Here is a 20,798-nt window from a genome sequence, read left to right as displayed (position 1 = left end):
AAGTGCTCTTCTATTTACATACCAAATAACGTTTTTGTTTAAAATAACAGTTCTAAATGAATCAGATAAATTTACCAGTACGTTTAAAAAATATTCATTTTAAAATCCCTTTTGAATACGACATAACTCAACCTTACGAAAACCTACAACTCTTCGCGCGCGGCTCTTTTTTATTTAAATTAACAATTTCATTAAGTGTTTTATACAAATAGTACATCCTTTATCACTGCCTATTTCCTCTTATTCTGCATTCCTATAAATAGACAACAGCATAGGATAAACAGAAAATGATAAAATTATGAGAGGAGCTTGAATATGCAATATAATCCACGTTATTATCAAAGTCAAAGCCCAATGGATTGCATCTGGAATAACAATAATTGGATTTACGCTTGGAATCCTTATTACTACAGTTACAACAATATTGCTTGGGACTACAACCGGAATCCTTATTGTGAAAATATTAGATTAACCGATTATGGAGCTAGACCATTTGTATTGAATATTAACCAAGCCACTAAACAAAACAATACTTACCGCACCGCTATCTGGACAGGGAAAAACTTACAAGTAACTCTAATGAGCATTAATGTTGGAGATGACATAGGTTTAGAAGTACACCCTACAACTGATCAATTCATACGTATTGAAGAGGGCCAAGGACTCGTTCAAATGGGGGATAACAAAGATAAATTAGATTTTCAAGAAATGGTCTATGATGATTATGCAATTATGATACCTGCTGGAAAATGGCATAATGTAATCAATACGGGGAATACACCACTTAAAATTTACGCTATTTATGCACCTCCAGAGCATCCCTATGGTACAGTTCATGAAACCAAAGCGATTGCCATGTCTACTGAAACAAATCGGTATTATTAATGAGAAATTATCTTGGTCTTAAACAAAATTATTGCGTAAATACTTCACCATAAAAACTTAAAATGACTCTTAGCCAGAGAGCCCCTTAAAAACCACTCTTTAATTTTTAAATAAAGATTTTATCTAAATCCATTCACTAACCTCATACTATGACATACAATAAACATAAAATGCAAAGAGCATACAAGACATAGTTTTTATATAATCGTGTACATTTTTTGCACACGATTTTTTAATTAAATAATGATCTTGTTTGAAATTCATTAACATTATTGGTTCCTTTGCATACAGTATTGCCACAAGGAATTCCACTGGTTACTCTGGTCAAGTTACCTTGAATTTCTTGCACACCTTAAGGGAAGAATCCATTTATAAAAAATGGGTTCTTTTATTTTTTCTCATACAATAAGATTTTTGTTGGAAAATCAATTAAATTCCCATCCTTGTGCATTCTATATCTAAAAGGACTAATCATAAAAACCTTAAAATACACCGCTCTTACTATTGGATGGATTATATTAATACCTCTTTGGTATGCTATATTCTTTTTATAATTATATCTTTGCCGTACTTTTAGTTTTTCTTTAAAAATTATCACCATTAGGCAAAAGTCACATATATTATTTATGGATTGTTATTCATAATTTTGGGCGGAGCACCCTAATCAGGTGCTCTTTTTTATTTACTAATCTAATAAAATAACTATTTTGTTAGATTCCTTGCACTTTAAAATGAGACAAGCATATGTTGTAGTATAGTGTTTCACCACTTATAAACACTTCCTCTTTTCAAGAGTACATATCCGATATGTACTCTTTTTGCATTAATATAATAAAATAACCTTTTTATTTCAAAATTATATTATTTTAAACTATCTATTCTACTTCTCTTGTTCATATGCCAAGCTCTTTATTCATAAACTAAAATAATTGACATAACTAAATGGAGGCTAACTATGTCTATTTCAAATATTATTAATTATGGACGCGTTCCCCACTATAATCCTAACTTCCCTTTAATTTTATTTTGGAGTCAAAAAAGTGGTTGTACCTCCCTTGCACATTGGTTTTTTTATTAAATTAATTTATTTAAACCGGCCATAAAATATAATTCTTTCATCCATCATTACGAAAATGATATATATATAAACTCCTCGGACTACTTTATTGAACTTGCTGCGGCTTTATATACAAAGGAAAAAGATACTTATAAACTAGTTAGAAATCCATATACAAGAGCTGTAAGTTCATTCTTTTCACTCATTGCTCCTCCTTACATAGAAAACCCTGCATGGAAGCCTATTCGAAGCTTTTATTATGTTACTAATAATTGTAATAAGCCTATTTCATTTAAAATCTTTCTCTATTATTTAAAAGAGCAAATGACAGATTTAGAACAAGTAGATCCACATTTAATACAGCAATATGTACCAGGTGAAGAGGAGTTTGTTACAGAGTATATCTACCTTGAAAATTTCTCTAACGAAATTGTACGCCTAGAACAAATATATCAACTAAAAACTTCTCCCATACACATACTAACCAAATCATGGCATCATCAGAAGGACAATGCGGTTTTTAAAGGTACTTTTGCAGATGCCGATATTACCGACCCTTTATTCCCACGCCTCCCAACATACGATAGTTTTTATAATCATGAAACTATCCAATTAGCACAAGATATTTTTAATAAAGACTTCAGTACGTACAAATACCCATTAACTCCTTTAAAAAATAAGTGATTTTCTAATTGCAGTTTCATATATTATAGAGAAACTTAAATTCACCTATTTAAGTTTCCTCATAAAACTCTCATAGTAAGTCGGGACACTGGAAGCAGTGTCTTTTTTTAATAAAATTCAAATTTTGTCTTACTTTGTTCCCCCCTAGATCCAAATCCACCAACAATTCCTTCAATAGCCAATAGCTCGTTCACCTCAACAAAATGTGCTGTTACGACTGGCGCTATGACGCCTTGAGTGATGCATGTACCTTTTTCAATTACATGAGCTTTCATATTTAAACTTATTGGTCTTTCAATGTTACCTACCAAAACTCTAACCTCTCCACGATAGCCATTATCCATGTTCATCCACCCACGGTAATTTTTAATTTAGGTATTGAAATTCTCTAAATCTCGATGTATTATATTTTGTATTTTCTCAGTTCCTAAGCCGAGAAAACATCATCACTTCTAAAAGGACCCAAACTCCAATGGGTCCTTTTTATTTACTTGAACCCATTTTTAAATTATAATATTTTATTATATGAATATTCATTAGGAGAATCTGCAGGTTTACAGATTCTTTTTTTGTTAAATAAAAAAGCAGTGGACACACCATTTTAAATAATCAACTTCAAATCAATATTTACACTATAATAATTTATAAAAATTATAAGAATATACACTTGAAAAAAGTCTATTCTATTGGGTATTTCTTGTATAATTAAAGGAAAATTTGGATCGGAGAATGTTGAAAATGACAAAAAAGCTATTTACCGAAAGAGAAATTCAGATTCTGTCAAATAACCTATACGTAAAATCTATAAGTCAGAAAGGTATCACTTATACAGAGAAATTTAAGCATATTTTTATTGAGAAAAATGAAAAAGGAATCCGCGGATTCGATTGACTGAAGGTGCTTATATTCATTCAGATCAAGGAACCCACGACACAAGCCCTACCTATCAAAAGCTAATCAAAAAGCTAAACCTTGGACAATCCATGTCAAGAAGAGGAAACTGTTGGGATAACACCCCACAAGAATCGTTTTTTTGGTCATCTGAAAGATGAAGCTCATATAAAACCTTGCGCGTCCTTTAATGAATTAAAACAAGAGATTAAGAAATATATGATGTACTATAATCACTATAGATATCAATGGAATTTAAAAAAGATGACTCCTGTTGGATACAGAAATCATCTTCTTGATGTGGCCTAACCTTTTTTAAAATGTCCTTTACAAAAGGTACAGATTAAATTATATCAACCTTTTATTTGTTAAAAACACTTTGTAACAGAACCCAGCACTTTATCTCGGTTCTTATTTTCATTTATCTTATGCTTTGTCTCATATAAATTGTTTAATACACGATTATACTCATTTCTTGTAATTTCTTTATTATACAACTGAATTAATAAATCTTTATGCTCTTTTGAAAAGGCCATTTTATCAAAAAACTTAGGATACATAGTACCATTCTCTCCGCTTCATGTTTTGTTTTATTTGATAAATCAGAAGTAGAAAAACCCATATCTATATAGAATAGGGATGGGGTTTTCAGTTACTGTTTTAGACGTCGTTGTATAGTATAAATATTGGATGAGTATTAAATTATAACATAAAAGTTATATTCCTATTCATTTTTCTAAAGGTGTCAGGTACCTGTAAATGTTTAAACGCCCTGTCCGTGGGCTTTAGAATCGAATCGTGGAGATTGCATGTTTATATACAAGCTGTTGCTTCCCCTCATATTCTATTAAAATAGAAAAAGTATCATATCCTCTTATTATTCCTTTTATATGTAGTCCTTTTATCAGAATTAAAGTGATATCCTTACTCTTTTGAAACGCTTCTTGTAATAAGTGTTCCTGTGAAAATAGTATGTTCTTACCTCTATCCTTTTGAAATGATTGTAATTTCTTTTCCATTGTGTTCTCCCCCTATTCTTCTCATACAGTCACTTTGTATTGTTCTAGTTCAGCTAACAGTTATTTTGCGCCGTTTTGAATTAGCGGTAGCTTTCCACCTACTAGTTTTACATTCTTTGAAGTATTTCTTCTGTGATAGGACAAGTACCATGAGCTGTATCTTTTTGTAGAATAAACGAATCTTTTTCTACAATAATTTCTAGCGCATCCACTGTATCCACCTGTGAATTTTTTTCTTGTTTCTTTTGGTATTACAATTCGTCCCAAATTATCTACTTTTCGTTATTTTAAAACTATATATACTATAAAAATTTAATCTCACCCTATAGAAATAAAGAGATTTTTCACGTCTTCTTACGTCCACTGTTGCAAACATTCTAATTCCTTCATACTCTCAATCACTTTTTCGTCACTCACTATATAATAAATCTCATTTCCTTTTCGCTCATAGGAAACCATATTAAACTGTTTTAACTTTATTAATTGCTGTGACATTGTAGATTGTGGAACACGTAGTAACTTCTGTAACTCGGATACATTTAATGGACCTTTCGAAATTAATTCTCGAACTATCATCAAACGCAGAGGATGTCCAAGCATCCGCAATATATCTGCAGGTCTCTCGTAATCATCAATATTCATATAAAAAGCTTCTGGCATAATCACTTCTCCTTTTTTAGTGAGCGTTTTCTACATCCTAACATCACCTATTTGTTTCGCCAATGTTTTAGATACACAAGGGCTCCCTTCAAGTGCTTATATTTTCATAACTATATTATTCCCGAAAAAATTCCTTACGTCCTCTTTGTATCTTACATTGCTTCACATGTATCTTAATAAATAACGCATTTAGTTCTCTTTGTTTTATATGTTCTAGTACTTCTAATCCCGGTCCAAACGTTTTACTCCAAGCAATTTTTACTACTTTAATCTGCTGCGTAGAGACCGGATTTTGAAGTTTTTCCTCTTTCTTTCCTAGTGACAGGGGAGTTTTAAGCTCTTAAAGATTCCTTTTTTGTATCTAAAATCAAAAAATAAAAAGATAAGATCAGGGAACAAGATCTTATCTTTAGCACAAGGAGTAAACAAAAGGATAACCATCATATTTATATTATAATTTATTTTTCCTTAATTATTAATATTAAAACCATAATTAAAAAGTATATCTATATTGAGAAATTTATTACAAATGTTTTTTAAATCAAAGTAAAATTTCACTCAAAAGTGTAAAGAAATTCATATTCAAGGGGGAGATCATCTCTTCTTTTTTGAATGAATAATCTATTTTTATATCCTCTGTTCATTTTTTATTTTCAATAAAACTTTATTAACTAAAATAAGCAACGGCAATAAAATCACAATAGACAGTACTGCCATTACCAACCATGTATTACCTATTCCAAACTCTCTTTCAATACATAGAATTTTGCCTTTCGTTTCTTCAATTTGATTTACCCTAAATATCCTTAACTTATTTTTACAATTCTTACAGATACATTTGGAATACTTGCAAACTGAGAATTATAGATATTTCCTCCTTGCGAATCAGCAGCAATTTCTAAAGTATTAACTGGATCAGGTGCTATAACAATAAATCCTGTACTTAAAGATTGAAATGTCCCAGGAGCTACTTGTGGACTAACAACACTAGCCCCAGCAATAGTAGAACCATTAAGAAGAGCTCTAGTAGATACAAAATTAGCTGTTGGAGCTTGTGACACAGTATTATATTCAACCAAATACGTACCAGCATCTAAATTTATAACACTAGAACCTGGTATTTGTGTTATCCCTGATGTCAATATTAAATTAGCATCTAATGGTATTCCGGTACCTTGGGGGATAAGAGCTGTAGTAGTAAAATTCACTATAAAAGCATTAATATTAGTGGCCAATGGCCCTGTTGGTCCTGTTGGTCCTGTTGGTCCTGTTGGCCCTGTTGGCCCTGTTGGTCCTGTTGCTCCTGTTGCTCCTGTTGGAAAAGTAATGGGAGGAATAGATGCAAGTGTTGGCCCCACGAGATTAGGTTCAAAGGCGGCAGCCTGAATTCCCTGCCATTTCTTTTTCTCATTTGGTTTATCGAACATATTATTACCTTCAAACAAAATACACTCATTCCTTGGATGAAAAAAGTTTTTACCTCTATATTAGTCTATGTAGAAGTGTGTTACCAATTCCCCTATATACGAATAGGTTATGAAAAAATGAGAGATTGGGATAGCAACACATCGCTACCAAGCCTAATGAAAAATGGTTCACGGATATCACGTATGTGATGTTCGGCAATAAGACTCTTTATTTTATATATATTATAGATGGTTTAACAATGAAATTATAAGTTATAAGTTATAAAATAGGTAAGACACAGGATGTTTCTCTTGTATTAGATACTCTAAAGAGGCTTTAAGGGTATTAAAACCTGGTGGCGAATTTATCTTCTTAGATTTATTTATGGATGAAAAAATATTTGGGGATACAGAAGAGTTGTTAAATGACCTAGAGAATCTCGATATCTGTAAATTGAATAGCTGCAAGCTTGCTGAAGAAATGGAATTACCAAAGCTCTTATTGAATAAAAAAGTATTAGGAAATGCAATGATTTTGAGTGGCAGAAAGTAAAAGAGTATAAATTGCTTACGGAAATATTGAAAACTCTTCTAAAAAAGATATTAACTTTATTTAACAAAGTGATTCAATTCTATGTTTTTTAATTAGCGAGCGAACATAGATCTATTTAAGATTAAAGTGTGATTAGTAATCAAACATACATTTTTTAAACGTAGTATAGTAAAGCACTATATATAAAAGCTAATTCTGTCTTATGAGTAAAATAGAATTAGCTTTTTATTACTTATTTTCTTGACATATTTTTCCCGAAATGCTGGCAGGAACCCATCGCTATCAAGCTAAGCTTATGCAAAGTCAATTTTAGGCGAAATTTTTTCTTTTTTCTAAAGGGTAAGTGTAGGTAATTTAAAGATTTGCATACGAAATAAACCCTGACGGGTTTCACTTTTTTGAATTAAGCGGCTTGATTATCAGACATGGTACAATTGTAAACGACACCTAATATATCAAAGACTGTTTTTTTCTCATATCGATGAGATTTCCGCCCGTTTTGCTGTAGAAGGTTGAACAGGTGGATTAGAATCTTTGATAGCTCTTGGGCGTCTTTCTGTATAGCTTGGAATAGAAGAAAGTAATCTTTAATCATATATATGGCCTTATATTCACTCAGTTTTCGTTTCTTTTTCATAAGCAGTAATTGCCGCATTTGAAACATGGTAGAAGAGCAAAGTAGAATGGCAATCAGTTGCCCATACAAATGGCATTCCAATCGTTCTCGTTTTATCTTTTTACAATGATGAATGTGAAAGAATGATTTCCACGTTTTAAATAAAATTTCGATTTGCCAACGTAAAGAATACCAATCATGTACTTGCCCCATCGGGACAATATCTGTAGAGGTGTTTTTCATATATACATTGATACCACTGAGTCGTTTACTACGCGAAGAATACTTCATTCCTTTCTTTTTTTCTCTTACAGTTTGATCTTGTAATCGTTTTTGTTGTTGTGCTTTTGTTAGTCGATGAACAATTACACGAGTTGGCACTTTATCAGTCATTCCTACATAAGCATCGGGTATTTCACATGTTTGTCCTGGCTGAAGAGAGTTCATTAAGACTTCCATATCTATCTTGTATATATTCTGTACCTTTCTTGATTCTTCCATCTTGAAAATAATCAGGGGTGGGATTTTTTTGATAAATACGTGTATTCGACTTGATATGAGAGATATAGTAAGCCTTGTTATCTTGTATATGCTGAAAATCTTTCAAATGAAAATACCCTAAATCTCGGATACATAAATCATTTGCCGTTACAGTTGGGACACACAGAGAACCGTAGGTTCGATCATGTTGTTTACCTGGACCTGTATGAATATGTAGGAACTTTCCACTTAATAGATCATACTCAAGCTGAATCTTCACCCCCTCTGTATGGCTGCATCCTCCTGCACCTGGATAAACGAATGAAAAGGGGTCAGGGAGTTGAAATGCAGTTGAATCTAAAATACGAATACGCTTGAAAACAGAAGTATATGAAGAAAAAATCGGTATAGATGAGGCCAATTTTCATCAAATCCTGCTTGTTTTAAATTATCCTTAACAACTTTCCCGTCACTGATTAATGAAATTGGTAGGTATACAGTTTTTGGTTTTAAACTTAAATCTTTTATTGTAGGAGATGTAAACTTAGTTTTTTTAGGACACCTATTTTTCCATTCGGTTCTAATATCATATACTCAACTTCTCGAATAGAAAAAATATCTTTTTGCTGTCGCAACATTTGTTGTAGCTGGTTTATATCCAAATGATTCGCTCTTAATTGTTCTCTGTCGATATATCCATTTCGTATGATAATGGGAGGTCTCCCTTCAAAAACATTTCGCGTTCTTCTCCTTTTTTGCGTTACCATTTCTATCGTATAGATGAGTACGACCCACACAAATACTGCACATAGAATGGAACCTACCTTCACTTTTGAATCGTATACAGTATTTCCTACAAGACTACCGAGAACAATCGCAGAAATAAAATCAAAGCGGGTAAGTTGAGAAATTTGTGTTTTTCCTAATAATTTAGCAGCAATTAATAGTACAAAAAAGCCAACCACAAGTTCTATGGTAATTTGCCCAATATGATCCATATGAAGTGTCACCTCGACAAAGAGTTTTTTATAATAAAACATAAAATATTTAACAAATTGAATTTTCGTTCACACATACTAAAAAAATCTTGATACACTATTTACCTTTAAAATGGGTATATTATAGGTAGATATCATTTTTTAAATAAATAAAATTACAAGCATATAGGGAATATAAACAAAATTTCATAGAAAAGCCAAACTTAGCTTGATGAGCATGTATGGTGAGCCTAATTCGTTTTTGCTGACTGCTCTATTTTAGAAATTTCTTAACAGGAGTGAATAAGATAAAATTAACTTTTACGATACTTAAAACTCTTTTCTTTATAATTGGGATTACCTTTTTAATTGGAATAGTTGGAACTAGTATTTACATGAACTTTATTAAGTAGTTCAACTTTTCATTTCTTTGAATAAAGTTCAGTATTCTTTCCCAAAAGTAGTCCTTTGTTACAGTGTTTGTGAGAGCTGTTAGCTTTCGCTAGCTGCTCTTTTTTATTTCTCACTTCAAATCATGATGTTTCAAATCAGGTTGTACATCAATTTCTTGAAATATACTTGAATTATTATTTTTAGCTTGTAAATCTGTTGGATTATTCGATAGTATATTTTGATTTAAAAATTGAGGTTGAATTAATCTTTTTAAGTCTCCTACTGTTAATGGCTTAGAATCTTCTTTTAATTCATATCCTAATTGACCATTGGGTTCTAACGTTGCTGTTTTTACATCTCCAATTCTTGAAATCCCTTGATTACGTAGTCTCATTTCTAATTGATCTACTGTTAAACGTATTTTCTTCAAGTTAGAAACATTTAAAATACCGTTTTCAATCACTATTTTAGATTTGCCAGTAATAAACTTCTCAAATGCATTAGATTTTAATTGGAGATATTCTATAATAACTACTGAAATGACAAATATAAGTGCACTTACAATAGCCTTTAATACACTTTTTTCTACAATAGGTTGTACAATAATTGCACCAATAGAAATCATCACTACAGTTTGTGCTAATGTCATCTGAGAAATAGACTTTCTACCTGCTACTCGTAATAAAAGAATGCCACTCAAAATTAAAATAAATGATTCCCATATAAAATTCATATAATCCCCCTCTAATAAAGAATCTCCATTTTACATTTCCTTTTTGTACACGAATTAATACTTTACTTAATATTTTGTAAGATGTGCTTTTGTTATAACCTTGCATAACATTTTTAATCTCGTATACACTATTTTTGTAACAATCAGTTACAAATTATTTCTGTAAGCCCAGCGTTTCTTTTGTGCAACGAGCAGTTAGTTTTATTAACTAGCTGCTTTGTTGTGCTTAATAAAGTTTTTATTTAACTTTCTTGTATAACATTTTTGTTTCTGCTCATACTATAGCTGTAACTTTAAGTTACAACGTGTTGTGGGTATCATTCTTGTTGAACAATAAAGCAGCTAGTTCATTGAACTAGCCGCTTTATTATTTAAATAAACACCACCATTTAATAAGTACAAACTAACGTTTTTGTTCACTTTTTATTGCAGATACGAAATATTCATGTGATATTCTTTTTCAATATTCATTTTTTGCAGAGAACACCTTGAAAAACGCTCTTTCATTTTCAAATGTAGTCTTTTCATAATTACTAAATGTAAAAGACATTTAAAAAGTTGCTGAGGATGAAAGAAATAAGTAACTTTTACTTTTTTATTGTCACTCATTATGTTTGAACTGATTCTTCTGTTCTAACAGATTGTTGTTTTTTCATGAATATAAGTAACATAAATACAGTTATTATTGAACGATAAATATGAAATGACGCTGTTAATTCACACCTAGATGTAAAACCTTTCCTTGAAATACAGGTGTAATTTCAAGCTCTGGTATATCAATAATATGCATATATTCTCCAGCAACGCCGACAATCATTCCTTTTATTGACTACACAAAACCAGTTACAATTCCAGTACTAGCTGCGTCCCCTGTGCCAATTTGTGAATGCCATCTCCATTGATTGATTTTCACTTTTTTTAGATTTTTTTAAGTACAGAATGAGTCTCTTACAACTTTTTTACTATCTCTCCCATACTTTTAAAGATATTTTCAAAAACAATATAAATAAAATAATCAATAACAGAATCTCGATCCCTATCATAAGCCACTTCATGCTTATCATCCTTTCATTCCACGTCTATTATCGAAATGTCCAAGTAATATTATAAAAATTAAGGAAATTACTTATGAACAAGCATCTTTAAACAATGAAAGACATGTAGCGTTCTATATTAAAATTTTTGTTGTACAATCAAGACACTTATTATCAAATAGCATGATAGAATGATGATCGTTAGAAAGAACAAAAAGTACACGAGTTTTGAGATACTACTATTTATAACTAAAACACCTCTTACTATCATATTTAATTAAATATGATAGTAAGAGGTGTCTTTTGCTTGTTCTATTCCATTTAATCACTCTTCATATTGCTCTACTCCAATTAAGCTGTTTGATAACAGTATGTTACTGATAACTCCTATATTAGGCTATTAGTGATTATTGTTTTCGCGAATTTCTTCGAAAGGTTCTTCCGTCGGATTTGGCTCATCTTCATCAACTCCATTGTAACCACATAACAAACCTACAGATAAAACATTAGACATAAAAGCAAATAAATATTTTCTTCAAGTGATTAACTAAATGCCTGTAGTTTACCGCAAAACATACCTCGAGTAAAAGTTGCTTTAGTAAAAAATATGCAAGATTATGTACTATGATTTATCAAAGGTGTCGTAAGCAGAGTGTCTCTAGTTCACAAAAATTGTTTTTCTATATACACTTATAATCCAGGTAACAAATGAATTAAATACATATGTAGTATTATCAATAGCCATACTGATTAAGATTCCTATAAAAGCACTTCCTATTATATCAAATGGATAATGATGTCCTAGCCAAATACGTGAGAAACCTGTCAAAATTGCTAAAAACCACATAATTGAGCCAAATAAGCGTTCGCGAAGTAAGACAGAGGTCGATAAGGCAAATGCTAAGGCTGTATGTTTACTAGGAAATGAAGAATTATTTTTTGATGGGATAAGTAAACGCACACGATGTATAACAAACGGACGAGGCTTAAAATAAAACAGCTGGATGAAACGGTTTATACATAATGAGAACCCAACTGATACACCAGCAAATAAAATAATTTTTTTGTAGGAATTGTCTCTAAACCACATTAAGGCTAATAAAAAAATGTACAAGAATCGAGTCTTTTGTGAAATAAATATCATACATGTATCCAAAGTTGAATTACGACCCGCTAGACGATTGATAGCCCTAAATATTTTGTAATTCATGCAGATGTTCTCCTTTATTTTTGAAATGTTATATACATGTTATTCCCTCCCGAAAGAGAAATATGTAGTATGCAGGTCCTTTCTTATTATTCTGCTCATTAAAAAAGCCGTTTATAAGTATAAACTAAGGTGAACAATTCTAAGTACTCTGTATACGAATTGTGTTTTTTCAAATACTTTAAGTAAAAAACTTTCAATAGGAGTGAAAAAAGTGATAAGAAACAAACTTCCATTGATTCATTTATTCTTATTATTGGTTGTTATGGCCGTTTGTATATGGTCTGTTATTAATCCTGCAAAATACTCAACATGGGCAGCAGAGGCTATTCCTGCCATTTTCGGTCTATTCATTATAATTGCAATGTATAATAAGTTTCGTCTCACCACACTCTCTTATATGATCATTACAATATTATCCATTATAATGTTTATCGGTGGACATTACACATACTCAGAGGTGCCTCTTTTTAATTGGATACAAGATGTTTTTGATTTAAAACGAAATCACTACGATCGATTTGGACATTTGATAAAAGGCTTGTTTACCATTGTGATAAGAGAAATCTTATTACGGAAAACCCAACTAACTGAAGGCCCTTGGTTAGTTACGATTAGTATAAGTATTTCACTTGCTATTGCTGCATTATACGAAATCATCGAATGGTTAGCTTTTAAAATAGCAAAGGGAGGAAAAGGGGCAAAAGACTTTTTAGGTATGCAAGGTGATATATGGGATGCACAATGGGATATGTCACTTACCTTAGTGGGTTCGATCCTTACGTTACTCACCCTTTCAACATTACATAACCGGATATTAAAAAGAATGTATAAAATCCCAACCCAATAATACATAGCTTTTCATTTCATTTTTGAATTTTTCATAGAACCATTGTGCATATTTTGATAAAAAACAATTAGGTAACATTAGTGGGGCCGGTTTAAAAATAAAGAATTATTAGTATAAGTTGGCATCATAAATTTCTATAAAATATCGCATCATAAATTATGTGGAATTGAACCTAGTGTTTCTTTTTACGATTTTTTACAGGGGGGACAAAAATGAATATTCTTAACTTCTTGATGTCATCATTGAATTCTGGAAAAATAATTCAACAAATGCTTGAGTTATTCGGAAATAAAAAGAAGAACAATAAAGGATGGATTTGGGCTTCTTTACTAGGATTAGGAACAGTTTTAGGGGTATTAGCAACACGTAATTCAAATATGATTAAACCTGCAAAACATATGTTCCAAGGTTTGCAAAATAAAACCAGATCATTTATTCCATCCAAAGTAAACTTAGCAAATATGGAATTTGCTGATGAAATTACACCTAACAACCAAAAAAGACATGGTAACCAAACTAATAATCATCACCATTACAAGACAAAAATCCCATCAAAACAACAGTAAATAGATAGCCGGTTCTTTATCTTACAGGGAACCGGTTCATTTATGTCTAAACGTACAATCTTCTTTTTTGAAATGGTAATCCCTAATACATCCTTAAAGTAATCATTGATTTATACAAAAAACTGCAAATTATCATTTTATATTTTTATATCTTTTATAAAAATGAGGATACTACATTATGAAGAATTTTTTAAAGTTTATCTTGATAGGAATATTAAATACACTTATCACAATTATTAGCTACATAGCTTTGGTTAAATTTGGTATAAATTACCTTACCGCTAACTGCTTTGCTTATTTAATTGGTGTTATTAACAGTTATTATTGGAATAAAAATTGGGTTTTTGAATTCAAAAATAAAGATATATCATTATTTTTGAAATTCCTAACTGTAAATTTAATTGTATTAATTTTTAACACAATTATCTTATTCATATTAGTTGATAAACTTTTTATCAATAAGTTTATCTCACAACTTTTTTCTATCAGTGTTGGCATGATAATGAATTTTTCTCTTCATAAACTTTGGACATTCAACAAACAAAATCATTTGCAATAATTCAACCAATCCCTACTACAAGGAGGATAAAAGCTTGGAGAAACTTATTTCAATTATCGTTCCTATGTATTTTGAAGAAGAAGTAGCACAAGAATGCTATAATTGTTTAAAATCTGTTATGCTACAAAATAATATTAATTATGAATTTATCTTTGTAAATGATGGTAGTACCGATCGGACGATGGAAATTTTAAAAGGTATTTCAGCCGAAGATTCTCGTGCTAAAATAATAAACTTTGCTCGGAATTTTGGACATCAAATAGCTGTAACAGCAGGAATTGATGTTGCTAAAGGTGATGCTATCGTCATCATTGATGCTGATTTACAGGATCCACCTGAAGTCATTCCAGAACTTATCGCAAAATGGGAAGAAGGTTATGAGGTTGTTTACGCGAAAAGAAAACGGCGTGATGGTGAAACTTGGTTTAAACTTGTAACAGCTAAATATTTCTACCGCTTCTTAAATTTCATGTCTGATATTAATATTCCTAAAGACACAGGTGACTTCCGTCTTATTGATTGTAAAGTAGCAAATGTATTCAAACAAATGACTGAACGAAATCGTTTCGTACGTGGAATGATGTCTTGGATTGGATTCCGCCAAACATATATTGAATATGCAAGAAATGAACGTTTTGCGGGTGAAACAAAGTATCCATTAAAGAAAATGATAAAATTTGCCTCAGATGGTATTATTGCATTTTCTACAAAGCCACTAAGAATGGTTATGACTTTAGGTTTAATCTCTGTATTAATTTCTATTGTAGTTTTAATATACTCAGTTATTGTTAAAATTATTGGACAAGACATCCAAACTGGATGGGCTTCTCTTATGGTTGCTATCACATTCTTCAGTGGTGTGCAACTGCTTGGTCTTGGTATTGTCGGTCAATATATCGCTCGTATTTATGACGAAAGTAAAAATCGACCAATTTATGTTGTAAAAGAGACTGTGAATATAGAAGAGGATATAGCTTTATACAATAAGGAGAAAATAAATAGATCTTAGATATACTAAAAAGAATTGTAGCATGTGCATTTCACCGCCATAATTCTTTTCTTTATTTAGATTAAATAATGACTGTAATCTAGTCTTTGAACCACTTAACTGTTAAAGCTTTTCTTTTTTATAAAACTAATCAAAATTAAAAAATAAAAACATTTACATCCGTTATCCCCCCTCTTTCACACTTAAGTTTATACAAAAAGTTTCTTAGTTACAAAAAATCACAACCCCTTATTAACCCTGGGATAATTTCTGTCGTTTGGGAAATTTTATAAATAAGCTTTTTTAAAATTTCTTGAGGTGCATTCAATGTTTTTAAACCAGAATAACAAAGAACTAAAGTTACTTGTTTTTGCAGCAATCATACTCATTATTTATTTGTCTCCTTTATTTATTCTTGGAGAAAATGCGCATATTCGCGTTCATGATAATCTTGATTCCAATTTGTCCTGGTATAAGGTTTTGGCAAGGAGCGGAGAGATAATAGGTCCGATTGATGCTACAATTCCACAGGTGATAAACAATCAATTGTCAAGAAACGCATTTAGTACGGAATTTAGTGGTATCGTTTGGTTGTATGCTTTTTTTCCAAATATGGTTGCGTATGCATTGAGTCAAACGATTACAAGAGTGGTTGCATTTATAGGGATGTATGTTCTTTTAAAACAACATTTTTTACCTAGAGAGGAATGGAGGGTCATTGCAGTAGGAGTTTCATTAGCTTTTGCTCTTACTCCTTTCTGGCCTTCAGGAATGCTTAGTACTCTCGGAATGCCTCTTGCACTTTGGGCATTTTTAAATATTCGAAAAGGAGAAAGGTCGTGGAAGAACTATTTCGTACTCACTCTTATTCCTCTATATTCGAGTATTGTTTTAGGTTTTTTCTTTTTTTTAAGCGGAATGGGAGTCCTTTGGTTAGTGGACTTAGTAATAAAAAAAGAATGGAACTTTCGTTTTCTTTTTTCAATTATTTATATGACGCTCATTTACATGATTGTAGAATATCGCTTAGTATCTTCCTTCTTTTTATCTACTGCACCTAACAGTAGAGATGAATATTTTCATGCAAGATTATCGTTATGGCGGTCTCTCCGCCTCACATTGAAAAATTTCCTTTTCGGACATACCCATGTCATGACAGTCCATACATTTGTTATTTTACCTGTCATACTTATTGCGTTGTATTTTATCATTACTAAGAAACAATGGAAGCAAGAAAAAGTCTTTGTTTTTTTATTTTGGTTTAACATAGCGTTGTCAATTTGGTATGCTTTTTGGTTTTATAAAGGTTGGCTTCCATTAACAAAACGTTTTCACATTTTAGATACATTTAATTTTGCACGTTATCATTTTTTACGCCCGTTAGTTATCTATGTTTTATTCGCTCTTGGATTAAAAGTTTTATGGTTACAAGGGAAAATATGGAGACACGCTGTAACAGGCTTTGTGGTAGCTCAAATTATTTTGTTAAGCTTTTTTAATGAAGAACTTATTTTTCAAAATAAACCTTCAGTAAAGGAATTTTTTGCAGAAGAACAATTCCAGGAGATAAAAGAGTATATCGATTTACCTTTGGAACAGTACCGTGTCGCTAGTATTGGTTTACATCCTGCTATTGCTCAGTACAATGGATTCTACACACTTGATACATATAATAATTTTTATCCTCTATCATATAAATATGAATTTCGAAAAATAATCGAGAAGGAACTGGCGAAGAATAAAACGATTCGTACGTATTTTGACGAATGGGGTGGCCGCTGTTATATTTTCACCGATGAACTTGGAAAACACTATATGTTTACAAAAAAATCAAACAAACGCTTAAGAAATGCAGAACTAAATATAGGACACTTCAAAAAAATGGATGGTCGTTACATATTTTCTGCTGTTCCAATTGAAAATGCAGCAGAAAACAATTTATCTCTTGAAAAAATATTTACATCAAACACATCCGCTTGGAAAATTCATTTATATAAAGCAATATAGATAATTGAACTACTCACCATAAAAATTGCGCCTAGATATATCTAGGCGCAATTTTTATGAAACATTATTTTTGATTTGCTTATGAACCACTTTATTATAGCAACCATGTTTTACTACTTGCCTAAAATCATCTATTTCACTTCCCATTATCTCTGTAATATCAACAACAATTGTATTCTGTAGAACACTCACTACATATCCGGTTAATTGTAAATTAGGATTTTTACGATATAAAAATTGAACATAATCCCCAATTGTTACTTTTGTTCTATGCTCCATTTGGTACCCCCTGAATCATCATAAATTATATGTTAGGTTTCCCTTTTTTTACTTCTTCATACTGTTTGGCAAGTTTATAAAATGAAAGATACTCAATATCATGTTTCTTCATAGCTTCTACTCCATTAATTGCATCACAAAATTTTAGTTAGTAAATTAGAGATATATACTTTATTAATGTTTCTGCTATATTTAAAGGGCTTTTTTCTAATACAATAAGAAAAGCAAAAAGAACTGGTAGAAATCACTACAAGTTCTTTTTGCTTTAAAGCGAATACACGGAACACACAAATTATCTCATTATTTATAACGGGGAAACCATATTGATTACGGCTTGATTCTATTATATAACAAATATTAACATCCAGGGTTTTAATGTTTGAAAATTATGTGAATTAATACATAAAGATCCACTCTTCCTCTAAAAATCTCAATCATATATTTCGTGTAAAATACTTTTAATCAATATCTATATAGTAATAAATTATAAAAAATATAAGAATAGGTAAATAGAGAAGAATGGTGCATTCTTACAGAAACATGTATAAAAATATTCAAGATTAATTAACTATAAGAAAATGCGTTTTGCGTTATAACTAACTATAATTCTTGAATATATGTAAATGGGTGATTTTTATTTATGTGATGAAGAAGTTTTGTGTAGGAGAATTATACAAACGTTTGTTTTAAATATTTTAGTTATGAATCAATATATGATGCAGATGAGTTACAGTATAGTATTCAATTGTCTGGTTAGTTAATTTCACATTTATTATATAAATTTTATATAGCAAAGAAAAAAGCGCCCTCTATCGGTGCTTCCTCTAAAAATTTATCGCTACAATTTCTTCTTAATACTTTTTCTTCATGAGAAGTAATTAATTTTTAAACTCTTTCCAATATTCGTAACCACTATTTGTAATTCAATCCACATTTTGTTGATACCATTACAGTTACAGGTGTGTTAAAATCCATTTGAAACATTGCTTTTGGGAATACAATTGCTATTATAATCGCAATTTATTTTCTACAAACTGATTGGGTGTCAGCCCAAATTGCGGTTCTATTCCGCAGTCCTTAACAAGTTATTAAGGACTTTTTTTATCGTTTTCAGATAGAAAATTTCTTCCTCAAAAATGTGAAGGTGTGAAACACCAATTTTAGGTAAAGATGAACTTCGGTTGGCATATAAAAGAATTCATGATAGTGCTTTTTCTAAATGAATATGTTACTCTTTAACGGCTGGTATTTATCATCGTAAGAAATCCAGTAACTTCATCAAAAAAATGCTCCTAGATTGATCTAGGAGCATTTTTTATGAAACATTATTTTTTATTTGCCTTTGATTCACTTTATTATAGTAACCGTGTTTTACTACTTGCCTAACATCATCTACTTCAAATCCCATTATCTCTGTAATATCTACAACAATTGTATTCTGTAGAACACTGATTACATATCCGGTTAATTCTAAATTAGGATTTTTACGATATAAAAATTGAACGTAATCTCCAATTGTTACTTTTGTTTTATGCTCCATTTGGTACCCCCTGAATCATCCTTAATTATTCGTTAGGATTCCCTTTTTTTACTTCTTTATACTGTTTAGCAAGTCTATAAAATGTAGAATATTTAATAACCTATTTCTCCATTGGTTCTACTACATTAATTTTATTGAAAAATTTTAGTTAGCAAATTAGAGATAAATGCTTCATTATCATTTCTGCTATATTTAAAAATTTTTACTCTAAATACAATGAGGGGTATCACCACATTGCCATCAACCTAAGAAAACAGGTCACCCCCAAAACGATAAATAAGTTTTTTCGCTACAAGAAATCCTAAAAAATCCGTTCTGGGGGGTGTAATAAAACTTTAGGTTGATGGGCATGCGGCTGAACCCCTACCTCAGATTTTTCCTTATGTCTCTTATTTCTAGCATATTTCTCTAAATAGCCCACGTTATCACTTTATATAGATTCATAATGTATACATTCTGTATTCGTTAACTCAGTTCCTTCACTACAAAACGAATACAAGTGAATACAAAAAAAGTGTGAGAGTGTATTCACCCTCACATTTATTTAAGTTAAAACTCAGGATATTTAGTTTGTTGTTCCATATGTTTTGCAACATCAATTAAAGGTTGCATCTCCTTCAAAAAAGCATTTACATCTCTAAATGAATCCATGAAGTAATATTCACTAAACTCATCATAACAACCAGTGAATTCGATTATAATTCTAGGTGCATTCTTATACTCAGGTTCAAGATAACGCATATTACATCGGCAAAGAATCGTAAATAACTCATTGTATTTGCCACCTAGAATAAAAGTGGCTTCATAGTTATCATCAAAGGATACTTTATGGCTAGCTTCATATTGAAACCGACCGTTTCTAAAAATAGTTCCTGTAATTTCTCTATACCTTATTGATGTTTCCACTGTCATAGTCATCACCTCTAAGAAGTGATTCTATGCATGCCTGCCAAACACCTTTTACAAGGTTTAATACCTGATCTGCCTTAAATGATTTAGTTAGGGTCAACATACATGCCCATCAACTTAGCATTTTGAAGTATCCCCAAACGAAAAAATTGCACTATTAAAGGTAAATATAAAATTAGAATATAGGTTATCAAGAATTAATAATTAGTAAAGTAGAAGATCCTAATAAAAATTGGTAAAATAATAATCAAGTATTGAAATTAGAAATAGGACTGTATCAAAAAAGGAGATTCTATACCATGGAGCAAATTATTTCAAACAAGAAGAACGGATATACAGAGATATATTATAAATTATTCTCTATGTTATCTTTGTTAACTTTTCGTAAGATCACATCCATTGAAAAGAAAAAAAAAGCTTTAAGCTTTCCCTTGAAAACGAATTAAAAAATTTAACAAAAAATAATCCTCATAAATTATAGTACGGTTCCCAAAGATTAAATTCC

15 protein-coding genes and 10 pseudogenes are annotated in these 20,798 nt (G+C 30.9%); 11 read left to right on the top strand and 14 right to left on the bottom strand.

All coding sequences use genetic code 11. The annotated features are described in order from the left end of the window. The first annotated feature begins 315 nt into the window (after positions 1 to 315). Together ACTFN4_RS28400 and ACTFN4_RS28395 are read left to right on the top strand one after the other, a co-directional pair. Positions 316 to 885 carry a cupin domain-containing protein gene (locus ACTFN4_RS28400; RefSeq protein ID WP_409532437.1) on the top strand — a complete coding sequence of 190 codons (570 nt, stop codon included), beginning with the start codon at positions 316 to 318 and terminating at the stop codon, positions 883 to 885. 955 nt (positions 886 to 1,840) lie between these two features. Beyond that, positions 1,841 to 2,626 (top strand): annotated as a pseudogene (locus tag ACTFN4_RS28395) (sulfotransferase family 2 domain-containing protein). A 107-nt stretch (positions 2,627 to 2,733) separates the two neighbouring features. On the opposite strand, the pseudogene ACTFN4_RS28390 reads toward ACTFN4_RS28395, so the two are convergent. Continuing rightward, positions 2,734 to 2,970: pseudogene (locus ACTFN4_RS28390) on the bottom strand (hypothetical protein); the annotation flags it as partial. Positions 2,971 to 3,495: 525 nt separating this feature from the next. Between ACTFN4_RS28390 and ACTFN4_RS28385 the strand changes: the two are divergent. Continuing rightward, a pseudogene (locus ACTFN4_RS28385) lies at positions 3,496 to 3,826 on the top strand (IS3 family transposase); the annotation flags it as partial. A gap of 59 nt (positions 3,827 to 3,885) precedes the next feature. Here the strand turns inward: ACTFN4_RS28385 and ACTFN4_RS28380 are convergent. The 5 genes and pseudogenes from ACTFN4_RS28380 to ACTFN4_RS28360 all read right to left on the bottom strand — a co-directional run bounded on the left by ACTFN4_RS28380 (position 3,886) and on the right by ACTFN4_RS28360 (position 6,623). Then, the gene (locus ACTFN4_RS28380; RefSeq protein ID WP_151920305.1) at positions 3,886 to 4,077 is read right to left on the bottom strand and encodes a hypothetical protein; all 192 of its coding nucleotides are present in this window, start codon (positions 4,075 to 4,077) and stop codon (positions 3,886 to 3,888) included. Between the two features lie 225 nt (positions 4,078 to 4,302). Beyond that, positions 4,303 to 4,536 carry an RNA chaperone Hfq gene (hfq, locus tag ACTFN4_RS28375; RefSeq protein ID WP_098853128.1) on the bottom strand — a complete coding sequence of 78 codons (234 nt, stop codon included), beginning with the start codon at positions 4,534 to 4,536 and terminating at the stop codon, positions 4,303 to 4,305. Positions 4,537 to 4,596: 60 nt separating this feature from the next. Beyond that, a pseudogene (locus tag ACTFN4_RS28370) lies at positions 4,597 to 4,803 on the bottom strand (AbrB/MazE/SpoVT family DNA-binding domain-containing protein). 87 nt (positions 4,804 to 4,890) lie between these two features. Next, positions 4,891 to 5,196, bottom strand: a complete 306-nt coding sequence (locus tag ACTFN4_RS28365) for an ArsR/SmtB family transcription factor (RefSeq protein WP_439963176.1) — start codon at positions 5,194 to 5,196, stop codon at positions 4,891 to 4,893. A gap of 806 nt (positions 5,197 to 6,002) precedes the next feature. Beyond that, a complete protein-coding gene (locus ACTFN4_RS28360) occupies positions 6,003 to 6,623 on the bottom strand; it encodes an exosporium leader peptide-containing protein (protein ID WP_439963175.1) in 621 nt (206 codons plus the stop codon). Positions 6,624 to 6,757: 134 nt separating this feature from the next. On the opposite strand from ACTFN4_RS28360, the pseudogene ACTFN4_RS28355 reads away from it, so the two are divergent. Both ACTFN4_RS28355 and ACTFN4_RS28350 read left to right on the top strand, forming a co-directional pair. Next, positions 6,758 to 6,876 (top strand): annotated as a pseudogene (locus ACTFN4_RS28355) (IS3-like element ISBt2 family transposase); the annotation flags it as partial. A gap of 54 nt (positions 6,877 to 6,930) precedes the next feature. Continuing rightward, positions 6,931 to 7,155, top strand: a pseudogene (locus ACTFN4_RS28350) (SAM-dependent methyltransferase); the annotation flags it as partial. Positions 7,156 to 7,558: 403 nt separating this feature from the next. Here the strand turns inward: ACTFN4_RS28350 and ACTFN4_RS28345 are convergent. From ACTFN4_RS28345 to ACTFN4_RS28325, 5 genes and pseudogenes are all read right to left on the bottom strand, one after another. Then, positions 7,559 to 8,675 (bottom strand): annotated as a pseudogene (locus tag ACTFN4_RS28345) (IS4 family transposase); the annotation flags it as partial. Beyond that, positions 8,609 to 9,249, bottom strand: a pseudogene (locus ACTFN4_RS28340) (DUF421 domain-containing protein). The pseudogenes ACTFN4_RS28340 and ACTFN4_RS28345, both read right to left, overlap by 67 nt. 502 nt (positions 9,250 to 9,751) lie before the next feature. Next, positions 9,752 to 10,354 (bottom strand): DUF421 domain-containing protein, encoded by a 603-nt coding sequence (locus ACTFN4_RS28335; protein WP_439963173.1) that lies wholly within the window; start codon positions 10,352 to 10,354, stop codon positions 9,752 to 9,754. A 608-nt stretch (positions 10,355 to 10,962) separates the two neighbouring features. After that, positions 10,963 to 11,332 (bottom strand): annotated as a pseudogene (locus tag ACTFN4_RS28330) (DUF2953 domain-containing protein); the annotation flags it as partial. Positions 11,333 to 12,046: 714 nt separating this feature from the next. Next, positions 12,047 to 12,598 (bottom strand): undecaprenyl-diphosphatase, encoded by a 552-nt coding sequence (locus tag ACTFN4_RS28325; RefSeq protein WP_439963172.1) that lies wholly within the window; start codon positions 12,596 to 12,598, stop codon positions 12,047 to 12,049. A gap of 211 nt (positions 12,599 to 12,809) precedes the next feature. On the opposite strand from ACTFN4_RS28325, the gene ACTFN4_RS28320 reads away from it, so the two are divergent. From ACTFN4_RS28320 to ACTFN4_RS28300, 5 genes are all read left to right on the top strand, one after another. Beyond that, positions 12,810 to 13,445, top strand: coding sequence for a DUF2238 domain-containing protein (locus tag ACTFN4_RS28320; RefSeq protein WP_439963171.1), 636 nt, complete (start codon positions 12,810 to 12,812; stop codon positions 13,443 to 13,445). Between the two features lie 212 nt (positions 13,446 to 13,657). Continuing rightward, on the top strand, positions 13,658 to 14,011 hold the full coding sequence (locus ACTFN4_RS28315; RefSeq protein WP_439963170.1) for a hypothetical protein: 354 nt from the start codon (positions 13,658 to 13,660) through the stop codon (positions 14,009 to 14,011). 178 nt (positions 14,012 to 14,189) lie between these two features. Beyond that, positions 14,190 to 14,570 (top strand): GtrA family protein, encoded by a 381-nt coding sequence (locus ACTFN4_RS28310; protein WP_439963169.1) that lies wholly within the window; start codon positions 14,190 to 14,192, stop codon positions 14,568 to 14,570. Positions 14,571 to 14,604: 34 nt separating this feature from the next. Beyond that, positions 14,605 to 15,579: a glycosyltransferase family 2 protein gene (locus ACTFN4_RS28305; RefSeq protein ID WP_439963168.1), complete on the top strand. Its 975-nt coding sequence runs from the start codon at positions 14,605 to 14,607 to the stop codon at positions 15,577 to 15,579. A gap of 306 nt (positions 15,580 to 15,885) precedes the next feature. Then, positions 15,886 to 17,565 carry a DUF6044 family protein gene (locus tag ACTFN4_RS28300; RefSeq protein WP_439963167.1) on the top strand — a complete coding sequence of 560 codons (1,680 nt, stop codon included), beginning with the start codon at positions 15,886 to 15,888 and terminating at the stop codon, positions 17,563 to 17,565. A 54-nt stretch (positions 17,566 to 17,619) separates the two neighbouring features. Here ACTFN4_RS28300 and ACTFN4_RS28295 read toward each other — a convergent pair whose 3' ends face one another. The 3 genes from ACTFN4_RS28295 to ACTFN4_RS28285 form a co-directional block, all read right to left on the bottom strand. Beyond that, a complete protein-coding gene (locus ACTFN4_RS28295; protein ID WP_439963166.1) occupies positions 17,620 to 17,844 on the bottom strand; it encodes a DUF2187 family protein in 225 nt (74 codons plus the stop codon). 1,315 nt (positions 17,845 to 19,159) lie between these two features. Beyond that, positions 19,160 to 19,384, bottom strand: a complete 225-nt coding sequence (locus ACTFN4_RS28290; protein ID WP_016123864.1) for a DUF2187 family protein — start codon at positions 19,382 to 19,384, stop codon at positions 19,160 to 19,162. Positions 19,385 to 19,933: 549 nt separating this feature from the next. After that, positions 19,934 to 20,296, bottom strand: coding sequence for a hypothetical protein (locus ACTFN4_RS28285; RefSeq protein WP_439963165.1), 363 nt, complete (start codon positions 20,294 to 20,296; stop codon positions 19,934 to 19,936). 296 nt (positions 20,297 to 20,592) lie between these two features. On the opposite strand from ACTFN4_RS28285, the pseudogene ACTFN4_RS28280 reads away from it, so the two are divergent. Beyond that, positions 20,593 to 20,774 (top strand): annotated as a pseudogene (locus tag ACTFN4_RS28280) (hypothetical protein). Positions 20,775 to 20,798 lie beyond the last annotated feature (24 nt).

This window comes from Bacillus cereus group sp. MYBK95-2 (assembly GCF_051915225.1).
In the GTDB taxonomy this organism is placed as follows: domain Bacteria; phylum Bacillota; class Bacilli; order Bacillales; family Bacillaceae_G; genus Bacillus_A; species Bacillus_A cereus.
Note: the sequence above shows the minus strand (reverse complement) of the source record. Positions and strands in the feature narration are given on the sequence as shown.

Coding starts and splice junctions, on each gene's coding strand:
- ACTFN4_RS28400 (WP_409532437.1), top strand. CDS start 316: ATGCAATATAATCCACGTTATTATCAAAGTCAAAGCCCAATGGATTGC.
- ACTFN4_RS28380 (WP_151920305.1), bottom strand. CDS start 4,077: ATGTATCCTAAGTTTTTTGATAAAATGGCCTTTTCAAAAGAGCATAAA.
- hfq (WP_098853128.1), bottom strand. CDS start 4,536: ATGGAAAAGAAATTACAATCATTTCAAAAGGATAGAGGTAAGAACATA.
- ACTFN4_RS28365 (WP_439963176.1), bottom strand. CDS start 5,196: ATGCCAGAAGCTTTTTATATGAATATTGATGATTACGAGAGACCTGCA.
- ACTFN4_RS28360 (WP_439963175.1), bottom strand. CDS start 6,623: ATGTTCGATAAACCAAATGAGAAAAAGAAATGGCAGGGAATTCAGGCT.
- ACTFN4_RS28335 (WP_439963173.1), bottom strand. CDS start 10,354: ATGAATTTTATATGGGAATCATTTATTTTAATTTTGAGTGGCATTCTT.
- ACTFN4_RS28325 (WP_439963172.1), bottom strand. CDS start 12,598: ATGAATTACAAAATATTTAGGGCTATCAATCGTCTAGCGGGTCGTAAT.
- ACTFN4_RS28315 (WP_439963170.1), top strand. CDS start 13,658: ATGAATATTCTTAACTTCTTGATGTCATCATTGAATTCTGGAAAAATA.
- ACTFN4_RS28310 (WP_439963169.1), top strand. CDS start 14,190: ATGAAGAATTTTTTAAAGTTTATCTTGATAGGAATATTAAATACACTT.
- ACTFN4_RS28300 (WP_439963167.1), top strand. CDS start 15,886: ATGTTTTTAAACCAGAATAACAAAGAACTAAAGTTACTTGTTTTTGCA.
- ACTFN4_RS28295 (WP_439963166.1), bottom strand. CDS start 17,844: ATGGAGCATAGAACAAAAGTAACAATTGGGGATTATGTTCAATTTTTA.
- ACTFN4_RS28290 (WP_016123864.1), bottom strand. CDS start 19,384: ATGGAGCATAAAACAAAAGTAACAATTGGAGATTACGTTCAATTTTTA.
- ACTFN4_RS28285 (WP_439963165.1), bottom strand. CDS start 20,296: ATGACAGTGGAAACATCAATAAGGTATAGAGAAATTACAGGAACTATT.